The organism is Kosakonia sp. YIM B13588 (assembly GCF_042788165.1).
Lineage (GTDB): Bacteria > Pseudomonadota > Gammaproteobacteria > Enterobacterales > Enterobacteriaceae > Kosakonia > Kosakonia sacchari.
Map to the genome: position 1 here is coordinate 187,688 of NZ_JBHZPO010000008.1, position 16,123 is coordinate 203,810.

The 16,123-nt window shown below is 56.1% G+C and carries 15 protein-coding genes; 5 read left to right on the forward strand and 10 right to left on the reverse strand.

The genetic code is table 11. The features are described 5' to 3' along the window. Entirely contained in the window at nt 1-663 is a 663-nt protein-coding gene (can, locus tag ACFX4U_RS15325; RefSeq protein WP_200552633.1) for a carbonate dehydratase, read from the reverse strand. Between the two features lie 107 nt (nt 664-770). Between can and ACFX4U_RS15330 the strand changes: the two genes are divergently transcribed. The 3 genes from ACFX4U_RS15330 (at nt 771) to ACFX4U_RS15340 (ending at nt 3,844) form a co-directional block, all read left to right on the forward strand. Next, nucleotides 771-1,697, forward strand: a complete 927-nt coding sequence (locus ACFX4U_RS15330) for an ABC transporter ATP-binding protein (protein WP_305737086.1) — start codon at nt 771-773, stop codon at nt 1,695-1,697. Then, complete coding sequence (locus ACFX4U_RS15335; RefSeq protein ID WP_131408013.1) at nt 1,694-2,464, forward strand: ABC transporter permease; 771 nt, start codon at nt 1,694-1,696, stop codon at nt 2,462-2,464. The genes ACFX4U_RS15330 and ACFX4U_RS15335 overlap by 4 nt, the downstream gene beginning before the upstream one ends. Nucleotides 2,465-2,599: 135 nt before the next feature. Beyond that, entirely contained in the window at nt 2,600-3,844 is a 1,245-nt protein-coding gene (locus tag ACFX4U_RS15340) for a polysaccharide deacetylase family protein (RefSeq protein WP_305737085.1), read from the forward strand. Between the two features lie 4 nt (nt 3,845-3,848). Here ACFX4U_RS15340 and panD read toward each other — a convergent pair whose 3' ends face one another. The 9 genes from panD to thpR form a co-directional block, all read right to left on the reverse strand. After that, nucleotides 3,849-4,229 carry an aspartate 1-decarboxylase gene (gene panD / locus ACFX4U_RS15345; protein ID WP_017457968.1) on the reverse strand — a complete coding sequence of 127 codons (381 nt, stop codon included), beginning with the start codon at nt 4,227-4,229 and terminating at the stop codon, nt 3,849-3,851. Nucleotides 4,230-4,366: 137 nt separating this feature from the next. Continuing rightward, nucleotides 4,367-5,221 carry a pantoate--beta-alanine ligase gene (gene panC, locus ACFX4U_RS15350; RefSeq protein WP_200552630.1) on the reverse strand — a complete coding sequence of 285 codons (855 nt, stop codon included), beginning with the start codon at nt 5,219-5,221 and terminating at the stop codon, nt 4,367-4,369. An 11-nt stretch (nt 5,222-5,232) separates the two neighbouring features. Continuing rightward, nucleotides 5,233-6,024, reverse strand: a complete 792-nt coding sequence (panB, locus tag ACFX4U_RS15355; protein WP_017457970.1) for a 3-methyl-2-oxobutanoate hydroxymethyltransferase — start codon at nt 6,022-6,024, stop codon at nt 5,233-5,235. A 108-nt stretch (nt 6,025-6,132) separates the two neighbouring features. After that, nucleotides 6,133-6,612, reverse strand: coding sequence for a 2-amino-4-hydroxy-6-hydroxymethyldihydropteridine diphosphokinase (folK, locus tag ACFX4U_RS15360; protein ID WP_313510862.1), 480 nt, complete (start codon nt 6,610-6,612; stop codon nt 6,133-6,135). Beyond that, nucleotides 6,609-8,006 (reverse strand): polynucleotide adenylyltransferase PcnB, encoded by a 1,398-nt coding sequence (pcnB, locus tag ACFX4U_RS15365; RefSeq protein ID WP_211772901.1) that lies wholly within the window; start codon nt 8,004-8,006, stop codon nt 6,609-6,611. Before pcnB ends, folK begins: the two co-directional genes overlap by 4 nt. A 55-nt stretch (nt 8,007-8,061) precedes the next feature. Next, entirely contained in the window at nt 8,062-8,958 is an 897-nt protein-coding gene (gluQRS, locus tag ACFX4U_RS15370; protein ID WP_313510093.1) for a tRNA glutamyl-Q(34) synthetase GluQRS, read from the reverse strand. 87 nt (nt 8,959-9,045) lie between these two features. After that, the gene (gene dksA, locus ACFX4U_RS15375; RefSeq protein ID WP_007373199.1) at nt 9,046-9,501 is read right to left on the reverse strand and encodes an RNA polymerase-binding protein DksA; all 456 of its coding nucleotides are present in this window, start codon (nt 9,499-9,501) and stop codon (nt 9,046-9,048) included. 173 nt (nt 9,502-9,674) lie between these two features. After that, complete coding sequence (gene sfsA / locus ACFX4U_RS15380; protein ID WP_065369282.1) at nt 9,675-10,379, reverse strand: DNA/RNA nuclease SfsA; 705 nt, start codon at nt 10,377-10,379, stop codon at nt 9,675-9,677. A gap of 9 nt (nt 10,380-10,388) precedes the next feature. Then, nucleotides 10,389-10,919, reverse strand: a complete 531-nt coding sequence (gene thpR / locus ACFX4U_RS15385; RefSeq protein ID WP_017457974.1) for an RNA 2',3'-cyclic phosphodiesterase — start codon at nt 10,917-10,919, stop codon at nt 10,389-10,391. Between the two features lie 73 nt (nt 10,920-10,992). On the opposite strand from thpR, the gene hrpB reads away from it, so the two are divergent. Both hrpB and mrcB read left to right on the forward strand, forming a co-directional pair. Next, the gene (gene hrpB, locus ACFX4U_RS15390; protein ID WP_313510096.1) at nt 10,993-13,422 is read left to right on the forward strand and encodes an ATP-dependent helicase HrpB; all 2,430 of its coding nucleotides are present in this window, start codon (nt 10,993-10,995) and stop codon (nt 13,420-13,422) included. 117 nt (nt 13,423-13,539) lie between these two features. Further along, nucleotides 13,540-16,068 carry a bifunctional glycosyl transferase/transpeptidase gene (gene mrcB, locus ACFX4U_RS15395; RefSeq protein WP_380218382.1) on the forward strand — a complete coding sequence of 843 codons (2,529 nt, stop codon included), beginning with the start codon at nt 13,540-13,542 and terminating at the stop codon, nt 16,066-16,068. The last annotated feature ends 55 nt before the right edge of the window (nt 16,069-16,123 follow it).

The window sequence follows — 16,123 nt, forward strand, 5'->3', positions numbered from 1 at the left end:
TTATTTGTGGTTGCTGTGCTTCTGGCTCAGGTTTGACACGCCCTGGCGATAGCGCTGTTCCAGCGTTTCGCGGTTAGTGGCGGTGACGTCCAGATTGCGCAACAGACCATCGTGAATACCGTAGGCCCAGCCGTGAATGGTCACTTTCTGGCCACGTTTCCACGCGGATTGCATGATGGTTGAATGGCCCAGGTTATAGACCTGTTCCATCACGTTCAACTCGCACAGCGTGTCGAGACGACGCTCCGGCGGCATTTCGCCCAGCAGCGAGCTATGTTTAAACCAGATATCGCGAATGTGCAGCAGCCAGTTGTTGATTAGACCCAGTTCCGGGTTTTCAACCGCCGCTTGTACGCCGCCGCAACCGTAGTGACCGCAGATGATAATGTGCTCAACTTCCAGCACATCCACCGCGTACTGCACCACGGAGAGGCAGTTGAGATCGGTATGGATAACCAGGTTTGCAACATTTCGGTGTACAAACAGTTCACCCGGTTCGAGCCCGGTAAGACGTTCTGCGGGCACGCGTGAGTCGGAGCATCCAATCCAGAGAAAGCGCGGCTTCTGTGCTTGCGCCAGTGTTTCGAAAAATCCAGGATCTTCTTCCACCAGCATTTTTGACCATAGTGCATTGTTGCTGATGAGTGTATCTATGTCTTTCATGGAGGTTAACGACCTGTAACCAGATAAGTGCGTTGCGCTAATATAGGTGAACTCTCCGTCTTTTTAAACCACACATCGAGTGTAAGAAAACAGGTAAGTGATAATTCATGACCATTGCACTGGAGCTTGAGCAGCTTAAAAAAACCTATCCGGGCGGCGTTCAGGCGCTGCGCGGCATTGATTTACAAGTAGAAGCGGGCGATTTCTACGCGCTTCTCGGACCAAATGGTGCCGGCAAATCCACCACCATTGGCATTATCAGTTCGCTGGTAAATAAATCTTCCGGGCGCGTTAGCGTCTTTGGTTACGACCTCGAAAAAGACGTGGTGAACGCGAAACGCCAACTGGGGCTGGTGCCGCAGGAGTTCAACTTTAACCCGTTTGAAACCGTGCAGCAGATTGTCGTCAACCAGGCAGGTTACTACGGCGTCGATCGTAAAGATGCGCTCGTGCGTAGCGAAAAGTACCTCAATCAGCTCGACTTGTGGGAAAAACGCAACGAACGTGCGCGGATGCTTTCCGGTGGTATGAAGCGTCGCCTGATGATTGCCCGCGCGCTGATGCATGAGCCAAAACTGCTGATCCTCGACGAGCCAACCGCGGGTGTCGATATTGAACTGCGTCGCTCAATGTGGGGCTTTTTGAAAGATCTCAACGATAAAGGCACCACCATCATTCTGACGACGCACTATCTGGAAGAAGCCGAGATGCTGTGTCGCAACATCGGCATCATTCAGCGTGGCGATCTGATTGAAAATACCTCAATGAAAGCGCTGCTGTCGAAGCTGAAATCCGAGACGTTTATTCTCGATTTAGCGCCGAAAAGCCCGCTGCCGAAGCTGGAAGGGTATCAATACCGGCTGGTGGACACCTCCACGCTGGAGGTGGAAGTGTTGCGCGAGCAGGGCGTGAACAGCGTGTTCAGCCAGCTTAGCGCGCAGGGGGTGCAGGTATTGAGTATGCGTAACAAAGCTAACCGTCTCGAAGAGCTGTTTGTCACGCTGGTTCATGACAGAAAAGGAGAAAGCGCATGATGCAGCTGTTCTGGGTGGCGCTGAAGAGTATCTGGTACAAAGAGATCCAGCGTTTTATGCGCATTTGGGTGCAAACACTGGTGCCGCCGGTGATCACCATGACGCTCTACTTTATTATTTTCGGCAACCTGATCGGTTCGCGTATCGGTGAAATGCACGGCTTTACCTACATGCAGTTTATCGTGCCTGGCTTAATCATGATGGCGGTGATCACCAACGCGTATGCCAACGTGGCATCGTCATTCTTTAGCGCCAAGTTCCAGCGCAATATCGAGGAACTGCTGGTGGCGCCGGTACCAACGCATGTCATTATCGCCGGGTATGTTGGCGGCGGTGTGGCGCGCGGGCTGTGTGTGGGCATCCTGGTAACGGCGGTTTCGCTGTTTTTCGTGCCGTTTCAGGTGCATTCGTGGTTGTTTGTTGGTCTGACGTTGCTGCTGACGGCGGTGCTGTTTTCACTGGCCGGGCTGTTGAATGCGGTATTTGCCAAAACCTTTGATGACATCAGCCTGATCCCGACCTTTGTGCTGACGCCGCTGACGTATCTGGGCGGGGTGTTCTATTCCCTGACGCTGCTGCCGCCATTCTGGCAGGCGCTGTCGCACCTCAACCCGATCGTTTATATGATTAGCGGCTTCCGTTTTGGTTTCCTCGGCATTTCCGATGTGCCGCTGTTTACCACCGTCGGGGTACTGGTGGTGTTTATCATCGCCTTTTACCTGCTGTGCTGGTATCTGATCAACCGCGGGCGCGGGCTGCGTAGCTAAGTCATAACGCAACGGCTCTCTTCTCTGGAAGAGAGCCAATCCTCAGGATTAGGCTGTTTTTTAGCCTGCTCATTGCCGTTGGTTTCTCCCGTTCTGTTGCTACAATAGGTGCAGTTTTTCTATTCGGTCCGTCTCATGTCTCGTTTGATTACCCTTATGCTGTTGCTGGTTGCCTGGAGCGCGTCTGCCAGTATTGTCAGCGAACAACGCATTCCCGCGCGCTATATGCAAACCACCGAAGATGCCGATATCTGGGCGCAGGTAGGGGACAGAGTCGTAACCGTCGGCAATATTCGCGCCGGGCAGATCCTGGCGGTGGTGCCGGGGGCGGAAGATTATTACGCGTTTCGCTTTGGCTTCGGTAGCGGGTTTATCGACAGAGGCCATCTTGGCACGGTGTCAGGTAATGAACGGGTAGAAGATACGCTTGGCGATCTGAATAAGCCGCTCAGTAACCAAAACCTGATCACCTGGCAGGATACGCCGCTCTACACGTCGCCGGATATCACCAGTAAGCAGGTTGGCACGCTGGCGGAAAACTTGCGTTACCCGATAATCGATAAGCTGAAAGACCGCCTGAACCAGACCTGGTTTCAGATCCGCATCGGCAACCGGCTGGCGTGGATCAGCAGCCTGGATGCACAAGAAGACAACGGCATTCCGGTACTGACTTATCACCACATCTTGCGCGATGAAGAAAATACCCGCTTTCGCCACACCTCGACCACTACGTCAGTACGTGCTTTTACCAACCAGATGACCTGGCTGCGCGATCAGGGTTACACCACGTTGTCGATGTATCAACTGGAAGGTTATGTGCGTAACCGTATGAATTTGCCTGCGCGTTCAGTAGTGATCACCTTTGATGATGGGCTGAAATCGGTCAGCCGTTACGCTTGGCCAATCCTGCGCGAATACGGCTTTAAAGCGACGGCGTTTATCATTTCGTCACGCATCAAGCTCAAGCCGCAGCCGTGGGACCCGAAATTCCTGCAGTTTATGAGCGTGTCGGAGCTGAATCAGATTCAGGATGTGTTCGATGTGCAGTCACATACCCATTTCCTGCACCGGGTTGATGAAGCGATGCACCCGATTTTGCTTAGCCGTAACTACCACAATATTTTGTTCGATTTTAAACGCTCACGCCGCGCGCTGGCGCAGTTCAATCCGCATGTGCTCTATCTGGCCTATCCTTTTGGCGTCTATGACGATAAAGCGGTGAAAGCGGCGAATGACGCAGGTTTTCATCTGGCGGTGACCACAGTGCGTGGCAAGGTGAAACCGGGAGATAACCCGTTTTTACTGAAACGGTTGTACGTGCTGAGAACGGATTCGCTGGAGACAATGTCGCGGCTGATCAGTAATCAGCCGCAGGGGTAGGGCATCAGGCAACCTGAACCGGCACGGCTTTCGCGGTGCGTTTCATCTCGTTGTCGCCATCAAAATAGGCCACTTTCGGCTGCCAGTTACGGGCAACTTCATCCGGCACGGTGACGTAGCTGGCGATAATCAGGATATCGCCGACGTCTGCGCAGTGCGCTGCCGCACCGTTAACCGAGATAATGCGTGAACCGCGCTCGCCGGCAATCGCGTAGGTAGAAAAGCGTTTGCCGTTGGTCACGTTATAAATGTCGATGGCTTCGTATTCCAGAATACCGGCCGCCTCAAGGAAATCCTGGTCAATCGCGCAGGAACCTTCGTAGTGCAGGTCGGCCTGCGTCACTTTGACGCGGTGGAGCTTGCCTTGCAGCATCGTGCGAATCATAAGTTAAACCTTCATTACTGATAATTAACCTGAAAATGGAGGGCGGCTCCCTGCAAATCCCTCGTGTGCTCGCGCCACGTCCTGGCGGGCGTAAGGGCAAGCCAGGAGTGGAGTATTGCCCGATTTTTTCGCCCTGTCTAGCGGGCTAACTCAACCACTTTGTTGTCGATAAGTCGCGCCTGGCCGAGCCATGCCGCCATCAAAATCACCGCGCGTTTACTGCCCTCAGAGAGCGCCAGCAGCGTATCCGCATCGCGGATCTGAATATCATCGGCGCGCAGACCCGCGTCGTTGATCTCCTGTCCGGCAATGGCAATCAGCTCCTCTTCATTGCGCTCGCCTGCCAGCAGTTTATCGGCAATCGAATTCATCACTTTGCTGAGCGCTGGGGCGATTTTGCGCTGTTCGGCGGTGAGATAGCCATTACGTGAACTCAGCGCGAGGCCATCTTTTGCGCGTACGGTCGGCACGCCGACAATCTCAATGTCGTAGCCCATGTCGGCCACCATTTTGCGGATCAGCTGCAATTGCTGGTAATCCTTCTCGCCAAAGCAGGCGATATCCGGTTGTACCAGGTTGAACAGTTTGCTGACGATGGTCGACACGCCGCGGAAATGACCCGGACGGCTTGCGCCTTCCAGCATGGTGGAGATACCTGGCACATCAACATAGGTTTGGGTGTCGGTGCCCTGCGGGTAGATGTCTGCTGGTGCGGGGGCGAAAACCAGATCGACTTTGCGCTTGTTCAGCTTTTCGCAATCTTCTTGCAAGGTGCGCGGGTAACGCACTAAATCATCCGGGCGGTCGAACTGCATTGGGTTAACGAAAATACTCACTACCACCACATCGGCACGGGTTTTCGCTTCGTCGACCAGCTTCATATGGCCATCGTGCAGGTTGCCCATCGTTGGCACCAGCGCAATACGCTTGCCTTCCTGACGCAGTCTGCGGATGTGCTGGCGCAGCAGCGGGAGGGTTTCAATAATCAACACAACTAAGCTCCTTAATGGAAACTGTGTTCTTCACCCGGATAAGCTCCGGATTCGACGTCGGCAACATACTGCCTGACCGCTGCGCGCATGTCGCCTGCTTCACTGAGGAAATTTTTCGCGAATTTCGGGATATGTCCGCCGGTAATGCCGAACGCGTCATGCATCACCAGAATCTGTCCGTCGGTGACATTGCCTGCGCCAATACCAATTACCGGAATGGTTAACGCCGCTGTGATACGCTGCGCCAGCTCGACGGGAATACACTCCAGCACCAGCAGCTGCGCGCCTGCGGCTTCCAGCGCCAGTGCATCGTCAAGCAGCCCTTGTGCTGCGTCGCCGCGCCCCTGAACTTTATAACCACCGAAAATATTAACGGACTGCGGCGTCAGACCCAGGTGGCCGCACACCGGCACGGCGCGCTCGGTCAGCATTTTCACCGTCGGCGCCAGCCAGCGGCCGCCTTCGATTTTCACCATATTGGCACCTGCGCGCATGACCACGGCGGCGTTTTCAAACGCCTGCTCTGGCGTGGCATAGGCCATAAACGGCAGATCGGCGAGCAGCAGGCAGGCCGGTGCGCCACGGCGAACAGCCTGCGTGTGATAAGCGATATCGGCAACCGTTACCGGCAGGGTGGAGTCGTGACCTTGTACCGTCATCCCTAACGAATCACCAACCAGCATCACGTTAATCCCTTCTTCGGCAAACAGTTTCGCGAAGCTGTAGTCGTATGCGGTGATAGTGGCGAAGCGTCTTTTTTCCTGCTTGCACTTGTGCAGCCAGGAGATGGTGGTGGGTTTCATAGCGTTTCCTGATAGTCGAAAGCGATTCTGGCGCATTCTAGCAGCAACCATCAGGTGGGCAATGATTTTAGGCAAGCGGTGAGCGCGGGGCGCGAAGAAAGCGGGAGATTACCAGGCGTCGGGTTTTGGCGCGTTCAGGTTTGTAAGAATTTCCTGCAACGATGTGCCGTCCGGAAAGTGCAGATCCGGCGCAATTTCAAACAGCGGCCACAGCATAAAACCACGGTTTTTCATGTCGTAGTGCGGCACCGTCAGGCGTTCGGTATTCAGGGTGAGATCGCCAAACAGCATGATATCAAGATCGAGCGTGCGCGGCCCCCAACGTTCTGCTTTACGCACGCGGCCTTGCTGGAGTTCAATGCGTTGCGTGTGATCCAGCAGGATTTCCGGCGTAAGGGCGGTTTCCAGCGCCACGGCGGCGTTGAGATAGTCCGGTTGATCCGGCGGGCCAAGCGGGGGAGTGCGATATAACGAAGAGACCGCCACGATGCGGCTTTGAGGGATCTCTCCGAGGGCAGTAATCGCGGCGTTAACCTGGTCGAGCGGTGAGGCCAGGTTACTGCCAAGCGCGATATACGCGAGGGTCATGCACTACCTTCGCGGCGCGGCGCGCGTTTGCGCGGACGGCGGTGGCGACGGCGTTCTGCCGGTTCATCACCTAAATCATTGAGCATATCTTTCTGGGCTGGCGGTGCGGAAACCTGGAATTCACCCCACCATTTCGCCAGACGTTGCAGTTCGCCGTTATTTTCGGCTTCGGCGCGCAGCGCCAGTAAATCATAAGCCGCGCGGAATTTCGGGTGTTCCATCAGTTTCCATGAGCGCTTGCCCTGGCGACGGGACATCCGCAACTGCAACTGCCAGATATCACGGATCAGCGTGGTGATGCGTTTCGGGATCGCCAGTGAACGGCACGCTTCATCCAGCACGTCGTTCATCGCCAGCGCGAAAGCATCGTAATAGGCAAGCCCGCCTTCCTGGGTAATGCGCTGGGCGTTTTCCAGCAGCGGATACCAGAACATGGCAGCAAACAAAAACGCCGGGTTGACGCGCATGTCGTTGCGAATGCGGTTGTCGGTATTCTTCAGCACCTGCTCAATAATCCGCTCCATCGGGCTGTCGCCTTTTTCGGTGAAGTAGCGGGTGATGCTGGGAAACAGCGGCTGGAACAGGCCATATTCGCGTAGTAAACGGCAGGTTTCGTAACCGTAGCCGGCCTGCAACAGTTTCAGCGATTCCTCAAACAGGCGCGCCGGAGGAACATCGTTAATCAGCGTTGCCAGGCGCGGGATCGGCTCGGCGGTCTCTTCGCTGATACGCATATTGAGCTTAGCGGCAAAACGCACCGCGCGCAGCATGCGCACCGGATCTTCGCGATAGCGGGTTTCCGGGTTGCCGATCAGGCGAATCACACCTTCTTCTAAATCACGCATACCGCCGACGTAATCACGTACGGTGAAATCAGCAACGCTGTAATAAAGGCTGTTGATGGTGAAGTCGCGGCGCTGGGCATCTTCTTCGATGGAACCGAAAATGTTGTCGCGCAGCAGCATGCCATTCTGCCCGCGCTGGGAGATGGTGCGATCGGTTTGTTGTTCGTCGTGATGACCACGGAACGTGGCGACTTCAATGATTTCCGGCCCGAACATCACATGCGCGAGGCGGAAGCGGCGGCCAACCAGGCGGCAGTTGCGGAACAGTTTACGCACCTGATCCGGCGTTGCGCTGGTGGTCACGTCAAAATCTTTTGGTTTTTTGCCCAGCAATAAATCGCGCACGCCGCCGCCTACCAGGTAAGCGTCGTAGCCCGCTTTATTCAGACGATAGAGCACCTTGAGCGCATTTTCACTGATATCTTTGCGGGAAATAGCGTGCTGCTCACGCGGAATAACCGTCATCTGCGGTTGGGCCATAGCCTCAACGACCATGCTCTCTTCGCGGCTTAGCACCTTGCGGCAAAAATTAGCGACTCGGGTAAAAATAGTACACCTCGGTAGTGTCAAACGTCAGGACAAAAAAATAGCGGCTAATCATAGCTCAGCGCGAGCCGTTTGAGAATGCTGTATTCGCATCCACGGCATCTGGCACTCGGCAAAGCGTCCAGTTTTCCACCGCTTTTTGCAGCAGTGCGTCGATGCGCAGATCCTGCCACTCATTTGTTACATCCTGGTTCAAAAATTGTAAAGCCCTGATTATTACCGGGCGCGGATCGCCTTCCGGCAACGCGGGGGCGTGGTTTTGCTTGGAAAGCTTATTTCCCTGCTCATTGAGCGCCAGCGGCAAATGAATGTATGCCGGCACCGGCCAGCCAAACTGGTTATAAAGGGAGATTTGCCGCACCGTGGGTTCTATCAGATCCGCGCCGCGCACAATTTCCGTGACGCCCTGAAAATGGTCATCGACCACCACAGCAAGGTTGTAGGCAAACAATCCGTCACGGCGGTGAATAATAAAATCTTCCCGCGCCAGTTTTTCGTCGGCGGTAATGCGCCCGCGTAATTTATCGTCGAAGTGCAGCACCGCATGCTGCTGTACCAGTCGTACGGCGGCGTTTTGCGGGCCATTTTGAAATGTCCGGCAATGCCCGTCGTACGTGCCGCCAATGCTTTGGATGCGCGCGCGCGTGCAGGTACAAAAATAGCTCAGCCCGTTGCGTTGTAAGGTGGCGAGCGCCTCGCGGTAGGCGTCATGGCGCCGGGATTGCCACAGCACATCGCCGTCCCAGTGCAGACCATAATGCTCAAGCTGGCGAAGAATGGTGTTTGCCGCGCCGGGAACTTCTCTGGGGGGATCGATATCTTCGATGCGAACAAGCCAGCTGCCGTGGCTGGCGCGGGCTTGCAGATAGCTGCCGAGAGCAGCAATTAACGAACCAAAATGCAGTTCACCGGATGGGGATGGCGCAAAGCGCCCAATATAGTGTGATTCAGGCATGTCGCTGGCAAAAATATAGGCGGGAATCGATCCCGCCGTATAGGGCGCACCACGCCTTAGCGGTGCGCCGTTGAAGACGTCAGGGGATTAACCCGCCATCTGTTTTTCGCGGATTTCCGCCAGGGTTTTGCAGTCGATGCACAGGTCGGCAGTCGGACGTGCTTCCAGACGACGGATACCAATTTCAACGCCACAGGATTCGCAGAAACCGAAATCTTCGTCTTCCACTTTTTTCAGCGTCTTCTCGATCTTTTTAATCAACTTGCGCTCGCGATCACGGTTACGCAGTTCGAGGCTGAACTCTTCTTCCTGAGCGGCACGGTCGACCGGATCGGGGAAGTTAGCTGCTTCGTCCTGCATGTGCGTGACGGTGCGATCGACTTCATCCCTAAGTTGATTACGCCATGCTTCAAGAATACGCTTGAAGTGCGCCAGCTGGGCTTCGTTCATATACTCTTCGCCCGGTTTCTCTTGATACGGCTCCACCCCAGCGATGGCGAGAATACTCAGGGACGATGTTTTACGGTTTTGCCCTTCTTGCATGTTGCTTCTCCTTAACACGCACTATCGATCCCCGTGTGGGGGAAAAATCAGGCCGCTATAAATAGCAGATGCTTTTACGGATGGCAAATATCTAAACGTAACACTTGACAACCCTGTGAAGAAAAGCGTATTTGCGCACGCGACCAAATCACTTACTCGTCAAAAGCTTGCCTTTATACCGTAAAAGGTAGTGGCAACTTAAGAGTGATATTATCGGCAGAAAGTTCCGCTTTATAAGCGATAACTTCTACGCCCCGGTGTTGTGCCTCATTCAATAATCGTGCGTATTCCTCGTCAATATGGCGTGCCGGAGAAAAATGTTCAACGGCGGAGTGCAGAACAGCAAACAGAATTACCGCGCGATCGCCGTTGGCCGCGACGCTCATTAATTCCCGTAAATGCTTCTGTCCTCGCAGGGTGACTGCATCCGGGAAGTAGCCTGACTGCTGCTCGGCGAGCGTGACCGATTTCACTTCAATATAGCAGTTGCGCCGGTCATCCGCCTGTAACAGAAAATCAATTCTGCTACCTTCCGCACCATATTTTACTTCGCTTTTCAGCGTGCTATATCCGCTGAGTTCAGGCACCTGGTCAGCAAGTATTGCTTCTTTTGTCAGCATATTTGCCCGCTGAGTATTGACGCAAATAAATGCCCCCTGTTGGGTTTGGGATAATTCCCACGTATGGGCATATTTGCGCTTAGGATTATTCGACGTGGAATACCAGACCGTGTCGCCTGGCGTCGCGCAACCGGTCATCGCACCGGTATTTGGGCAATGCAGCGTGAGGGTTTCCCCTTCAGGCGTGACCACATCCGCAAGGAAGCGTTTGTAACGCTGAATCAGCGTCGCGGATTTAAGCGGCGGGGAAAAATCCATGGAAAATCCTTATTTTTTAAGCGTCCAGCGATGCAACGGCGTGTAGCGGGTTCGACCCTGGATAAATTGCGATTCATACAAGGCAAACGCTGTCACCGGGAATGACCAGCGAAAACCCGGCGGCGGAATGGTGACAGCGTGGCTGGCGTCGCGCAGCAGCGTAATGTGGGGGTGAAACGGCTGCGGGCTTTGGTAGCACCCGCTGCGGGAAGCCTGGGCGCGGAGCATATCCGCCAGTTGCAGCAGCCCGCGCGGCGGCTGGCGTGAACCAAGCCAGACAACGCGCGAGCGCAGCCATTGTCCGGCATCATCCAGCGTGAGCGTGAAACCGGGCTGGCGTATCCGTCCGGCCAGCGCTTCCAGCGCGCGCTGTTTTTCCGCGCTGATTTCACCGAGAAACGCCAGCGTCAGATGCAGATTCGCCGCTGCAATCGGTCGCCCCGCATCCGGCGGGAACTGCTGTGCGCGCCATTGCACCACCTGCGTCTGAATATCCGCAGGGAGTTCAAGGGCGAAAAACAGCCTTTTAGGTTCAGACATGGCAGGCTCGAGGTCAAAGGTTTACGGCGATGTTATACTGCTGGCCGGCTTATGTTAACCCTCCGGAGCTTTTGTGTCCTCACTGCCAGTCGCCGCAGTTCTGCCCGAGATTCTTTCTGCCTTGCGCGCTGCGCCACAGGTGCTGTTAAGTGCGCCCACCGGCGCAGGGAAATCGACCTGGTTGCCGTTGCAACTGCTGCAACAAGGCGACATTACTGGCCGTATTTTGCTGCTTGAACCGCGTCGGTTGGCGGCACGCAATGTGGCACAGCGGCTGGCGGAGTTGCTTGATGAAAAACCTGGCGAAACCGTGGGTTACCGGATGCGTGCGGAAACCTGCGTGGGGCCAAATACCCGGCTCGAAGTGGTGACAGAAGGGATTTTGACGCGGTTGATCCAACGAGATCCAGAACTCAGCGGCGTAGGGCTGGTGATCCTCGATGAGTTTCACGAGCGCAGTCTGCAAGCGGACCTCGCCCTGGCATTGCTGCTGGACGTGCAGCAAGGGTTGCGCGATGACCTCAAACTGCTGGTGATGTCGGCAACGCTTGATAATGCCCGTTTACAAGCGCTGCTGCCGGATGCGCCAGCCATTGTTTCTGCTGGGCGTGCCTATCCGGTTGAGCAACGCTATCAGCCTTTACCGACCCATCTCCGTTTTGACGAGGCGATAGCCCAGGCGACAGCGGAATTACTGCGTAATGAAACCGGTTCGCTGCTGCTGTTTTTACCCGGTGTTGGTGAAATCCAGCGCGTCCAGGAGCAACTGGTTTCCCGCGTCGGCAGCGATGTACTCCTCTGCCCGCTTTATGGCGCGCTGCCGCTCAGTGAGCAGCGCAAAGCCATTTTGCCCGCGCCTGCCGGGCAGCGAAAAGTGGTGCTTGCTACCAATATTGCCGAAACCAGTTTGACCATCGAAGGCATTCGCCTGGTGGTGGATAGCGCCCAGGAGCGCGTCGCGCGGTTTGATGCCCGCAGTGGCTTAACCCGGTTGTTGACGCAACGCATTAGTGTTGCTTCGATGACGCAGCGCGCCGGGCGTGCCGGTCGTCTTGAGCCTGGCATTTGCGTGCATTTACTGAGTAAAGAGCAGGCGGAACGCGCGGCGGCGCAGAGCAGCCCTGAAATATTGAGTAGTGATTTATCCGGACTATTGATGGAATTAATACAGTGGGGATGCCAGGATCCTGCGCAGCTTAACTGGCTGGATCTGCCGCCGGCGGTGAATCTCGCGGCGGCGCGCAAGCTACTCAGCCAGTTGCAGGCGCTTGAGGACGGGCGGCTGACGCCGTTTGGGCAGCGCATGGCGGCGCTCGGTAATGATCCGCGCCTGGCTGCGATGCTGGCGGCGGCAAACGGTCGTGACGAAATTGCCACGGCGGCGAAGCTGGCGGCGATTCTGGAAGAGCCACCGCGCGGCGCAAATAGTGACTTAAGCGCGGCGTTTTCACGCAACCAGCCAAACTGGCAGCAGCGCGCGCGCCAACTGGTTCGCCGTCTGAAAAGCAGCGAGGGCGAGCCGGACAACACCGTACTTGCGCCGTTACTGGCGAGCGCTTTTTCCGATCGCATTGCCCGCCGTCGCGGACAGGAAGGTCGCTATCAACTGGCGAACGGCATGGGCGCCACGCTGGATGCAGATGATGCGCTCAACCGTCACGAGTGGCTGATAGCGCCACTGCTGTTGCAGGGTAGCGCATCGCCGGATGCGCGGATTTTGCTGGCGCTGCCGCTGGATATCGACGCGCTTGTCACCCGCTGCCCACATTTATTGCAGCAGTCCGACACGGTTGAGTGGGACGAGGCGCAGGGCACGTTAAAAGCGTTTCGCCGCAGCCAGATAGGGCAATTAACGTTAAAAGTGCAGCCGCTGGCGAAACCCTCGGAAGAGGAGTTGCATCAGGCGATGCTGAACGGCATTCGTGATAAGGGCTTACGGGTACTGAACTGGACGCCGGATGCCGAGCAATTGCGCTTGCGTTTACACTGTGCGGCGAAGTGGCTGCCGGAAGTTGACTGGCCAGCGGTCGATGAGGCCTCGCTGCTGGAAAATCTTGAACAGTGGTTATTGCCGCAAATGAGCGGTATCCGTTCGTTGCGTGAGCTGAAAGCGCTTGATGTTACGCAAGCGTTACAAAATGCGATGCCGTGGTCATTACGTCAACGTCTGGATAGTGAGCTGCCTGCGCATTACACTGTGCCGACGGGAAGCCGGATAGCGATTCGTTATCACGAAGATAACCCGCCAGCGCTGGCGGTGCGTATGCAAGAAATGTTTGGCGAAGCGACAACGCCGACTATCGCGCAAGGGCGCGTGGTACTGGTGCTGGAACTACTTTCTCCTGCGCAACGTCCGCTGCAAATCACCCGTGATTTAAGCGCGTTTTGGGCGGGCGCGTATCGCGAAGTGCAAAAAGAGATGAAAGGGCGCTACCCGAAGCATGTCTGGCCGGACGATCCGGCTAATACGGCACCGACGCGGCGCACCAAAAAGTATTCGTAACCGCGATGGGCTTCTTGCCATCAAACAGTGCGATAAATTGAGAGATTTCTTCTTCTGCCCTGGTGCGGAAGAGTTGAGAATCAGGCCCTTGCGCCTGAAAGTTGCGGAGAGTAAAGCATGGCGGGGAATGACCGCGAGCCAATTGGACGCAAGGGTAAACCAACGCGTCCGGCGAAAGAGAAAATCAGCCGTCGTCGACTTCGGGAAGAGGAGTACGACGAGTATGAAGATGACGATGAAGACGAGGAACCGATGCCGAAAAAAGGAAGAGGCAAAGGCAAGAAGCCACGCGGCAAACGCGGCTGGTTCTGGCTGCTGTTAAAAATTGCCATCGTTCTGGCCGTGCTGTGCGCCATTTATGGCGTTTATCTGGATCAAAAAATCCGTGCCCGTATAGACGGAAAAGTCTGGCAACTGCCTGCCGCGGTGTATGGCCGTATGGTCAACCTCGAACCGGATATGGCAATCAGTAAAAACGAGATGGTGAAGCTACTGGAAGCCACGCAGTACCGTCAGGTGACGAAGATGACGCGTCCCGGCGAGTTTACCGTGCAGGCGAAAAGCATCGAGATGATCCGCCGTCCGTTTGATTTCCCGGACAGTAAAGAAGGGCAGGTGCGCGCGCGTCTGACCTTTGACGGTTCTCGTCTGGAAACCATCGAGAATATGGACAGCAACCGCCAGTTCGGTTTCTTCCGCCTCGATCCGCGTCTGATCACCATGCTCTCTTCGCCTAATGGCGAGCAGCGTTTGTTCGTGCCGCGCAATGGCTTCCCGGATCTGCTGGTGGATACACTGCTGGCGACCGAAGACCGCCACTTTTACGAGCACGACGGCATCAGCTTTTACTCCATTGGTCGTGCGGTGCTGGCGAACCTGACCGCCGGACGCACCGTGCAGGGGGCGAGTACGCTGACGCAGCAGCTGGTGAAAAACCTGTTCCTCAGCAGCGAGCGCTCCTACTGGCGTAAAGCCAACGAAGCCTATATGGCGCTGATTATGGATGCCCGCTACAGCAAAGATCGTATTCTTGAGCTGTATATGAACGAGGTGTACCTCGGTCAGAGCGGCGACAACGAGATCCGCGGTTTCCCGCTGGCTAGCCTCTACTATTTTGGCCGCCCGGTGGAAGAGCTGAGCCTTGATCAGCAGGCATTGCTGGTGGGGATGGTTAAAGGCGCGTCAATCTATAACCCGTGGCGTAACCCGAAACTGGCGCTGGAGCGTCGTAACCTGGTGCTGCGTTTGCTGCAACAGCAAAACGTTATCGACCAGGAGCTGTATGACATGCTGAGCGCGCGTCCGCTCGGTGTGCAGCCGCGCGGCGGGGTGATTTCACCGCAGCCGGCATTTATGCAGATGGTGCGCCAGGAGTTGCAGGCCAAACTCGGCGACAAAGTGAAAGATCTTTCCGGCGTGAAGATCTTCACTACCTTTGACTCCGTGGCGCAGGACGCTGCCGAAAAAGCCGCCGTGGAAGGTATTCCGCTGCTGATCAAACAGCGCAAGCTGACCGATCTTGAAACGGCAATGGTGGTGGTTGATCGTTACACTGGTGAAGTGCGCGCGATGGTCGGTGGTGCGACGCCGCAGTTCGCGGGTTATAACCGTGCGATGCAGGCGCGCCGCTCCATTGGTTCGCTGGCGAAACCAGCAACCTACCTGACAGCGCTGAGCCAGCCGAACATCTATCGCCTGAATACCTGGATTGCCGATGCGCCGATTTCGCTGCGCTTGTCTAACGGCCAGGTGTGGGCACCGCAGAACGATGACCGTCGTTTTAGTGGCCAGGTGATGCTGCTCGATGCGCTGACCCGGTCGATGAACGTACCGACGGTGAACCTCGGAATGGCGGTAGGGTTGCCTGCGGTGACGGACACCTGGCAGAAACTCGGCGCGCCGAAAGATCAGCTGACCGGCATGCCGTCTATGCTCCTTGGTGCACTGAACCTGACGCCAATTGAAGTGGCGCAGGCTTTCCAGACCATCGCCAGCGGCGGTAACCGCGCACCGCTTTCCGCGCTGCGTTCGGTGATTGCTGAAGACGGCACGGTGCTGTATCAGAGCTTCCCGCAGGCCGAGCGTGCCGTACCGGCGCAGGCGGCGTACATGACATTGTGGACGATGCAGCAGGTTGTCCAGCGCGGCACCGGCCGCCAGCTTGGCGCGAGGTACCCGGGCCTGCATCTGGCAGGTAAAACCGGTACCACCAACAACAACGTTGATACCTGGTTTGCAGGCATCGATGGGCGCGAAGTGACCATTACCTGGGTTGGCCGCGATAATAACCAGCCGACGAAGTTGTATGGTGCCAGCGGCGCGATGGCGATTTACCAGCGTTATCTGGAAAACCAGTCGCCGATCCCGCTGGATCTGACGCCACCGGAAGACATCACCAATATGGGCGTTGATGACATGGGGAATTTCGTTTGCGGCGGTGGCGGTGTGCGCCAGCTTCCGGTCTGGACGACCAGCCCGGAAACGCTGTGCCAGCAAAACCAGGTGCAGCCGCAAACCGGCAACCCGTTTGACCAGTCCCAGCAGCCGCAGCAACCAGCGCAGCAGCAACCTCAACAGCCGCCGCAGCAGGAGCAGAAAAGCGACGGCGTCGCAGGCTGGATCAAAGAGATGTTCGGCGGTAACTAACTTTCTGCTGTGACAAGACCTGAAACCCCCGAGGGCAACATCGGGGGTTTTTTAA

What these genes read in the sequence shown, in the direction of transcription:
- gluQRS (WP_313510093.1), bottom strand. Translation starts at nt 8,958, where the DNA reads ATGCCTGAATCACACTATATTGGGCGCTTTGCGCCATCCCCATCCGGT.
- panD (WP_017457968.1), bottom strand. Translation starts at nt 4,229, where the DNA reads ATGATTCGCACGATGCTGCAAGGCAAGCTCCACCGCGTCAAAGTGACG.
- panB (WP_017457970.1), bottom strand. Translation starts at nt 6,024, where the DNA reads ATGAAACCCACCACCATCTCCTGGCTGCACAAGTGCAAGCAGGAAAAA.
- ACFX4U_RS15335 (WP_131408013.1), top strand. Translation starts at nt 1,694, where the DNA reads ATGATGCAGCTGTTCTGGGTGGCGCTGAAGAGTATCTGGTACAAAGAG.
- ACFX4U_RS15340 (WP_305737085.1), top strand. Translation starts at nt 2,600, where the DNA reads ATGTCTCGTTTGATTACCCTTATGCTGTTGCTGGTTGCCTGGAGCGCG.
- folK (WP_313510862.1), bottom strand. Translation starts at nt 6,612, where the DNA reads ATGACCCTCGCGTATATCGCGCTTGGCAGTAACCTGGCCTCACCGCTC.
- can (WP_200552633.1), bottom strand. Translation starts at nt 663, where the DNA reads ATGAAAGACATAGATACACTCATCAGCAACAATGCACTATGGTCAAAA.
- thpR (WP_017457974.1), bottom strand. Translation starts at nt 10,919, where the DNA reads ATGTCTGAACCTAAAAGGCTGTTTTTCGCCCTTGAACTCCCTGCGGAT.
- ACFX4U_RS15330 (WP_305737086.1), top strand. Translation starts at nt 771, where the DNA reads ATGACCATTGCACTGGAGCTTGAGCAGCTTAAAAAAACCTATCCGGGC.
- dksA (WP_007373199.1), bottom strand. Translation starts at nt 9,501, where the DNA reads ATGCAAGAAGGGCAAAACCGTAAAACATCGTCCCTGAGTATTCTCGCC.
- mrcB (WP_380218382.1), top strand. Translation starts at nt 13,540, where the DNA reads ATGGCGGGGAATGACCGCGAGCCAATTGGACGCAAGGGTAAACCAACG.
- sfsA (WP_065369282.1), bottom strand. Translation starts at nt 10,379, where the DNA reads ATGGATTTTTCCCCGCCGCTTAAATCCGCGACGCTGATTCAGCGTTAC.